The sequence below is a fragment of the Halobellus sp. Atlit-38R genome (genome assembly GCF_003665925.1).
GTDB lineage: Archaea > Halobacteriota > Halobacteria > Halobacteriales > Haloferacaceae > Haloquadratum > Haloquadratum inordinatus.
This window is the reverse complement of the sequence record NZ_QXIJ01000031.1, coordinates 1-7,473: the sequence shown is the minus strand read 5'-3', so window position 1 is coordinate 7,473 and position 7,473 is coordinate 1. Positions and strand designations below refer to the sequence as shown.

Annotated in this window: 8 protein-coding genes; 2 read left to right on the top strand and 6 right to left on the bottom strand. The window is 57.9% G+C overall.

What is annotated here, in order from left to right:
- Positions 1–161 precede the first annotated feature (161 nt).
- From D3D02_RS17790 to D3D02_RS17775, 3 genes are all read right to left on the bottom strand, one after another.
- Positions 162–446 carry a type II toxin-antitoxin system RelE/ParE family toxin gene (locus D3D02_RS17790; RefSeq protein WP_121571286.1) on the bottom strand — a complete coding sequence of 95 codons (285 nt, stop codon included), beginning with the start codon at positions 444–446 and terminating at the stop codon, positions 162–164.
- Positions 439–720, bottom strand: a complete 282-nt coding sequence (locus D3D02_RS17785) for a ribbon-helix-helix domain-containing protein (protein ID WP_121571287.1) — start codon at positions 718–720, stop codon at positions 439–441. Before D3D02_RS17785 ends, D3D02_RS17790 begins: the two co-directional genes overlap by 8 nt.
- Positions 721–1,521: 801 nt before the next feature.
- Positions 1,522–2,298, bottom strand: coding sequence for a hypothetical protein (locus D3D02_RS17775; protein WP_121571284.1), 777 nt, complete (start codon positions 2,296–2,298; stop codon positions 1,522–1,524).
- A 294-nt stretch (positions 2,299–2,592) separates the two neighbouring features.
- Here D3D02_RS17775 and D3D02_RS17770 point away from each other — a divergent pair, with 294 nt between their 5' ends.
- Complete coding sequence (locus D3D02_RS17770) at positions 2,593–2,877, top strand: hypothetical protein (RefSeq protein WP_121571283.1); 285 nt, start codon at positions 2,593–2,595, stop codon at positions 2,875–2,877.
- A 712-nt stretch (positions 2,878–3,589) separates the two neighbouring features.
- Complete coding sequence (locus D3D02_RS17765) at positions 3,590–4,483, top strand: tyrosine-type recombinase/integrase (RefSeq protein WP_121571282.1); 894 nt, start codon at positions 3,590–3,592, stop codon at positions 4,481–4,483.
- Positions 4,484–4,632: 149 nt separating this feature from the next.
- Here D3D02_RS17765 and D3D02_RS17760 read toward each other — a convergent pair whose 3' ends face one another.
- The 3 genes from D3D02_RS17760 to D3D02_RS17750 form a co-directional block, all read right to left on the bottom strand.
- Positions 4,633–4,839 carry a hypothetical protein gene (locus D3D02_RS17760; RefSeq protein ID WP_121571281.1) on the bottom strand — a complete coding sequence of 69 codons (207 nt, stop codon included), beginning with the start codon at positions 4,837–4,839 and terminating at the stop codon, positions 4,633–4,635.
- Positions 4,840–5,004: 165 nt separating this feature from the next.
- Complete coding sequence (locus tag D3D02_RS17755; RefSeq protein WP_121571280.1) at positions 5,005–6,105, bottom strand: tyrosine-type recombinase/integrase; 1,101 nt, start codon at positions 6,103–6,105, stop codon at positions 5,005–5,007.
- Positions 6,106–6,421: 316 nt separating this feature from the next.
- Positions 6,422–7,473, bottom strand: a 1,052-nt coding sequence (locus D3D02_RS17750) for an ATP-binding protein (RefSeq protein WP_147435687.1), incomplete at its 5' end; no start/stop codon positions are given.

The window sequence follows — 7,473 nt, the reverse complement described above, 5'->3', positions numbered from 1 at the left end:
GGTGCTAAGACCAGTCATTCTAGCGTGCTTGTTGCACTAGTTCCCACTCGGTCTTTGCCAACCCCTGTTGATCTGATTCACGCGCCAGGGGCTTAGTTGCAGGATTTTCATAGAGTCATTCTATGACGCCCTGACACAAAGCGTGATCAGACACCCACTGACTAGTCGTCGTCGGCAGTATACGCGCCGCCCCGTCGCTTGATACGGGCGACAACCAATCGCTGTTCGTCTCGCCGGAATGTCACTGAAAGTCGGAATTCTCCGATACGGATCTTCTTGTATGGGCTGTTCTGAAGGGGTTCACCGTAGTCCGGTGGGTCACGCCACGGCGAATTGACGGTCTCATCGAGTTTTTCGAGAATCCGGTCCTGTTCCTCGGGTGAAAGCCCCGTAAGATCATCCTGTGCTGTCGAAGCGAGTTCCCACGTCCACTCGCCCTCACTCATTGCCCGTCCCAAACCGCTCGCGAGCCTCGTCTGCGCTCATCGTCGTTCCCTCACGGATGTCTGTCTCTGCAGCGAGCAGCGCGATCAGCTCGTCGCGGTCGAATGTCGGGAATTCAACTGCATCGCGAAGCGTATACCGGATGAATTCACTGCGGCTATTGAATCCCCGTCCCTGCCACGTGTCGTCGATTTCCTCGAGGAACGACTCTGTAATCTTGAAATTGACTGTTACGATATCGTCCTCACCGTCACTATCTGTGGTTGCTTTAGACATATAGACGTAATACGCCTGTCTTACCAATAGGTGTTGTGCCAGGGCGAGCGCGTGGTCGTCACTCCAATCGCCTCGGCAGACGTCCACAGGGAGACGACGTCCACGCGAACACAAGCGCACACGCAAGCACGATCGCGGGCATCGCGACGGCCACGCATCCGCGCCCACACGCAGACATTCGTGGGCGTACAAACGAACGCGCTGTCGCGTGTGCGAATTCAACGCCCGCGCAAGCGTGCGGTTGCCGCGCCGGCGCGCACGCTTCCGGAATTCATATCGCCCGCGGGCGGCCGCTCGGCCGTATATAAAATGCAGGCGCGAGAGCACGCCCGCTCGCACAGTTGGTCGCCTGCGGTGGCCCCCCACCGCACGGGGGACACCCTTGAGAGTATAATTATTTACGCGCGTGCGTAGCTACTCGGATATCTGATAGTTGCGGCGGTTTTGCCCCGGATACCGGCCGGTTCCCAGCGGTCACCCCTGCACTTAAAGGCCGAGCGAAACGAGACGGCGAGCCAATTGGCAAATGGGCAATTCAATCAGCAGCACCCATATCCGGGGTAGGATCGGCCGGGGTAGCCTGCTCGCCGTCGACGGGGAGGCGCGCCACGGTGATCTGGCCGGTTCCTCCGGTTATCGTGGGCTCTGTGCCACCCGGAACGTCCTGGCGTTCGTCGAACGCCAACGCCTCGATCGGCGATTCGAGCCGGTCGAGGAAGGTTCCAGATTCGATAGAGAGCTATCCGGAGCCAGGATCCGTGATCACGAGGCGGTGTGGGTGGGCGTTCTGACACTCGGCGATCACCCTGACGGGACATAGATCTCCGAGGAGTTCTGGTCGGTTGCTTCACCAGCGTTCACGGCGAGTTCACGGACGGCGCGGTTGCACGCGGGCAGCAGGTATCGGGCAGCCAGTTGCTCACGCTCGCGAGCGTAGGCGTCGCTGTCGCCCAACGCAACTCGTCTGGCTGTTCGTTGCTCGAGCAGTTCGTAGTCGAATTCCTCGCCGCCCGGGATATTCTCGATCTCTCCCAGCGTGTCGTAGTCGAAGTCGTGGACCCACTCGGCGAGCTCCGAGACTGAGTCGAAGCCATCGAACCAGCGCTGTAGACGGATCTGTTGCCGTTGTTGGTACTCGTCGAGGACCGGGCGCAGCACCGAATACGGGGATATGTCCGGATCCGGAGCGGGATCGTCGTTGTCGACGTACTCGGCGGCCTGTGTGCGGAGCTGTCGAAGTGCTTTCCGACAGGCCGGGCGGAGATGCTTGGCGGCCTGCCGTCGACGTTCGGCTGCCCGCTGGTCCGCATCCAGGAACGATCGTGGGTGGTGGCGCTTCCGCGCCGCGGCGTTGTTCAGACAGCACGTGACAGTCACGTCCTTCGTTGGGAGCAGAAAGTACACCCAGTCGGCCACACGCCCGAGCGTGCGGTACTGGAAGGTGTGAAGCCACTCGAGGAGCTGTTGTCTTGAGGCAAATCCGTCCTCACGGAACGTCTGCAGTGCTCTGCGTTGTTCATCTCGGAGTCGGTTCAGCGCCGGACGGCGCGGCGCCGGTTCGGAGGTGGAGTCAGTCATACCCAGGAATAGCTGTAGCCCATTGTCTGGGTGCAGCAGCACTGAATGAATCGGGCTGGGAACGCCTAAGTCCGGGTGATTGGTGGACTGTATATCATTTCTAGCAGTCGTGTTGTGACTTGTGCAGCAGACTCTCAGACCAAGATGGTCTGGCAGGTCACACACCAGAATCGGATTCGTTCGGTACAGAGGCTGAGCTAGCACTAGTCAGAGACCGGATCCACTCTGCACCGTCTGAAGCGTCTCATTACTACTGGGTAGGAACTTTGAGGGAGGCGATCGGAGAGGAGAGTTATGAGTCCAACCGTTCACGAAGTTCGGAACGCGATTCGAGTGGCGACGAATCGATTCGAACGCGAGTTCGGGGCATCGTTCACGAAGGAAGAGTTGCAGGCAATCTGTGAGGCACTCGAGGTCGATGTCGATGAGGAAGGGAAGCCATCGACAACGCGGATGCGCCGACTAATCCGGGCACAGGTCGGCATTGCGGAGTCGCCGGAGGCGGCGGATGACTCCTCGTTCCGGAAGGCCGAACTTCAAGCGATTGCTGATGAGGTCGGAGCGCCGTCCGAGCCGTAGTCGCCAGTCTCCCGATCAGTTTGCGCGTTGTATTCAGCAGGACTGCTGAAACCTATCACCGATTGGGGGTTTCAACAAGGCAGACGTTTTTAAAATAGCGTAGATGGCGATCGGAAACCCCTAGGGTTGAGTTACTTTGCTACTGCGCGCGGGCGCGTAATCGGCAGCGGTGCGCCGTGAGTTCTGTACGAATGATCACACTCACAGCCTCTTTTGCATCCGTTAGGAGTCCTCTTTTGCAGTCACTGAGGAACGATCCGATGTTACTGGGGAAGAGCAGTACTCGTCTGCTGCCGTCGTGAACTCTCCCCCAATGAATCCAGCCACAGATCAACGACGTCGAAAGAGAGAGTGGCGCGGGGATCCCCGCGCCATCTCCTCCCTCTTTTGCACCTGTGGGCGCAAGACTCAGACACGGGTTTTGCGCCGAGTTTATAAAACACATCTTGGCTGTCCTCTTTTGCACTGTTCTCTCCCGAGTCATAACACCCGCAGAACACGAACCTTTTTCAAATAATGTCAAGTGAAGTTGGGTGTCTGCCGGTCCTGCTCGAACACGACAATCGCCCGCTGTGACCCCTTGACTCCCCGCCGAATCCGGGAGACATCAGCTAGCTATGAGTGCAACCACTCCCCAGCAACAGACCCGCCGCTCCGAATCGTGGCCCAATCACGCCGACAGTTCGGACACAACTGCCGGAGGGATCAACCGATGATCAAGAGTTTCAGCCGCCCCGCCGCCGCAGACGCCCCAAGCAAGAAGGAGTACCAGTACCTCCTCGCTGCCGCTGCAGATCACAAGGCCCGCAAGCGTCAGATCGAGGACCGTGCCCTCGTCCACTTCACCGGCCGGCTCGGGTTTCGGTCAGGAGAACTCATTCACTTCCACGAGGGCTGGGTCGACCGCGACAGACAGATTATCCATATCCCACGGCACGATGCCTGTAACTGCCGGTACTGTCGCGAACAGGCTGCGGAAGCAGCCGCAAAGCGATCCGACGTCACGGTCGACGACGTACTCGACCTCTACTGGAATCCGAAGTACAAGGCGAGCGCCCGGCCGATTCCCTATGGTTACTCCGAACACTCGATTAACATCGTCGAGACGTTCCTCGATGAGGTCGGTCGCTTCGACTACGCCCAGTCAACGATCAACCGCCGGGTGACGACGCTCCAAGACCGCGTCGGCCTCAACAAAGTGTACCCACACGCGCTCCGCGCCGCCGCTGGATTCTACTGGGCCGAACAGGGCCTCGAAGCTCTCTATTTGCAGGCGCTGATGGGATGGAAAGACCTGCGGACTGCAACGCGATACATCCAGGCGACTGGCCGGCAGCTCGACAATCGCCTCCGACAACTCGCGAGTGGTGAGCCCGACCCAGTTCGTGAGGAAGAGATCGCGACCGATCCGGACGATCTCCCGGACCCATCCGACGCGGTCTACAATCTCTTCAAAGATGGTCGGAACCCGCGGGCGTCAGACGAAACCACCTACCTCCACGAGACAACCACAGACAGCGACGACAACGCACCCAGCGCGGCAGAGGACGCCGGTCTGTCTCCGACGACGCTTGACGAGTTCGGTGGAGCGACAGGCTCTGCATAGGTCGGCAGTCAACTCAGGTCTGTGTTCACACGCTGATTAGTATTCGAGAGCGCCTCAGTCGCCATATCGGCGCACTCGGCGACTTTAGACTAAATGGGCGTTCATAACTGTTCGTTCTTCGCGCCCTCGATTCGCCCAGTTCAGGAGGTTCACGTAGTAACGCTACCGAATATCTTGTCCAAAATTGGAGTAATAACTACGAATCCGATGAAGATCGCAATAACGTAGGAAATGAATTCGATACCAATCGTGGCTGGGTCAGCAATATCGCCAGTGTAGATGTTGTAGAGCGTGAATATGATCGCAGCAACTACGGCGTTTGGGAGGTGAGCGGAGACCAATTCTCGTAACTCCATAAAACGATATTGGTCGGCGAACCTTCAAATTCGTATCGATTAGGAAAGAGTTGTCAGAGATTGAATTCGATCAGTACGCAGGCAGGATATCACGGCTGCTTCGGCTGTGAGGTTATGAAATAAAGCCGCTGTGACAAGGTCTCTATGATACCCTAAAAGTAGCAGTCATTCGAGCACGTCGTCGATTCCTTCCGACACTTCACCTGTCTGAACGTGACGGTAGCTCTCGTTGGTGACATCGATCGACTGATGCCGGAGCGCTTGCTGTGCCAACTCGGGATTGCGTCTATAGAGCGTGTCACCGAGGCCGCGCCGAGCTCCGTGAGGGCGCAGTTTTTCACCGTCTTCCCGGATACCTGACTCTTCGCAGAGCCCTTCGATGATCGAGCGTGCTCCCGACGTGGACAGCGTCGGCGGCGTGATCTCGTGTTCACGGTAGAGGTCGAGGACGTTCGCGGGCGTCACACCCTCGACGTCGTCAGGCAAGCCGCCGTAGAGCGTCGGAAGGTGTCGGGTCCGAAACACCGGCCACGACTCGTCTGGTGGATTCTGACGTCGCTTGTGCGCTCGGACGAACCGGCGGGCTCGTTCGGGGAACGGGGCGTGTTGTGTTTCCATCCCTTTCCCGTAGACCTCCAGCTTGGCACCGTCGAAGTCGACATTGTCCCAATTGAGACCATCGCGCCGATCATCACGTGGATCACGCACGACCTCGCTGCCGCGTACGCCCGAATAGGCGAAGATCGCCACGAGTGCGCGGTCTCGAACGGCGGCCTCGCCATCCATCCAGTCGTGATCAAGGGCATCTTCGGCCCGCCAGTCGGCCCAGCGGACGAGCTCTTCTCGCGTCGCCGGTGACCAGAATTGTTGCGTCGCTCGCCCCCCGTTATCTACAGCTGGAAGTTCGTTCTCCGCGGCCTCGGTGCGGGCAGGATTCGATTGGAGCCAATCGCGCCGGGCTGCGTACGTCAACAGGCCGGCGACGACGTCGAAGTAGTTCTGTGCCGTCGACGCAGCGATCGCATTGCTCTCGGTTCGGCGTCGGAGCCGCGTCGCGTAGTTCGTGAGCAGTCGCTTCGAGACCTCGTCGATGTTCGTCACCCCGCGGTCTTCAGCCCACCCGATCCAGCGCTCCAGGATGTGCGTGGCGTTGCTCGCATAGACGCCAGAGTCCTGAGCCCCGAGATACAGGCGAGCAGCGTCTTGGAGCGTTGTCTCGCTGCCGCGATCCGTGGGGGTAGCGTCGTTCTGAGCGAGGTCTATCATCTGTGCTTCGCATACAGTGGCGACCCACTAATAGCCACTGCACACTACTGTTCTAATGTTAAGTGGGATAGCTCAGAATCTAACCTGCCGTAATCAGTCAATACAGCAGCTATAGCGCGAGAATATTGCCATAACAGAAGTGTATGAATTCTATATCGCTATACCATCCGTGTTCGGTTAAGCACTGGATCACCTCATAAAGGCCTCAGCTACTCGTTCGCTGAGTAAGAGCCGCTATTTCTCTGGTTGGCGGGCGTCACGAAACATCAGTTCCGACAGATTCGGCGGTGGATGGCCGAACGACAGGGCCAATTTTTCAGACGTCGTTGAAGATATATTCGATATCCGTAAGGTCAAACAGTGACCAGTTGTCGTCAAGAGCCTCAGCAAGGCCATCGACGAATCCACTTCTGGAAAAGAGCGCGAACCGTTCAGACCGATCACTTGGTCCCCATCGAACGCTGTTGGCCTTCGATCGAAGGTCATCGACAAGTCCGTGGCTAACCGGCTCGTTGGTCCATTTGCATTCGGCAAGCAAGAGTCGGTCATCGGCGGGCGCAAGTCCCACAATATCGATTTCCTCTTCACCATACCACCATCGCCCGACAGCAGAATACGAGTCGAATTCGCCGCTCCTGATCAGTTCCCAGACCGCCTCCGTACAGACATCTTCGAATGTCGTCGAGACGTGTGTTGGTAGGTCGGGTTCGATAGTGCCCTCGAAGACCATCGCAGGCGCTTCTTCGATGCTAGACCGGTTCGGTTCGACATAACGAAACCAGAACCGAAGGAACTCATCGTCGACGCGGTAGTGAGATCGTTTGGACTTCTGCCCGGAGGCCGTAATCGGGACCTCGCGGTTGAGAAGCCGAAGTTGGCGCAGTGTCTGAAGGTATTTCGAGAGCGGTCCTGAATCGATTCCAGTTGCACCAGAGATCTCGTTGGGCGTTGTGTGTCCAACTGCGACTGCCTCAAGAATACTCAGATAGCGAGCCGGGTTGCGCAGTTCCGTCTGAAGCAGGAACTCTGGCTCATTGTAGAGCAGTGCTGTCGGTGATAGAATCTGTGTCTGAATGTTCTCGGCTAACGACTGTTCGTAGTCGAAACGCGTGAGATACATCGGTGTCCCACCGGTGACCGCGTACGATCGAATTGCGTCTGCAATATCGTACGCAATCACGTCCCGGGCTTGCTGGAACGAAAACGGATGGAGATCAATTTGTCCAGTTCGGCGGCCATATAGCGGACTTTCGTGGCCGAGCACCTCAGACTCCATTGTACTCACGCTCGATCCACAGAGAACGAGCATCGAGTCAGTGTGCTGCAGGTGTTCGTCGACGAAGGCCTGGAGGTATGACGGGAGCGAGT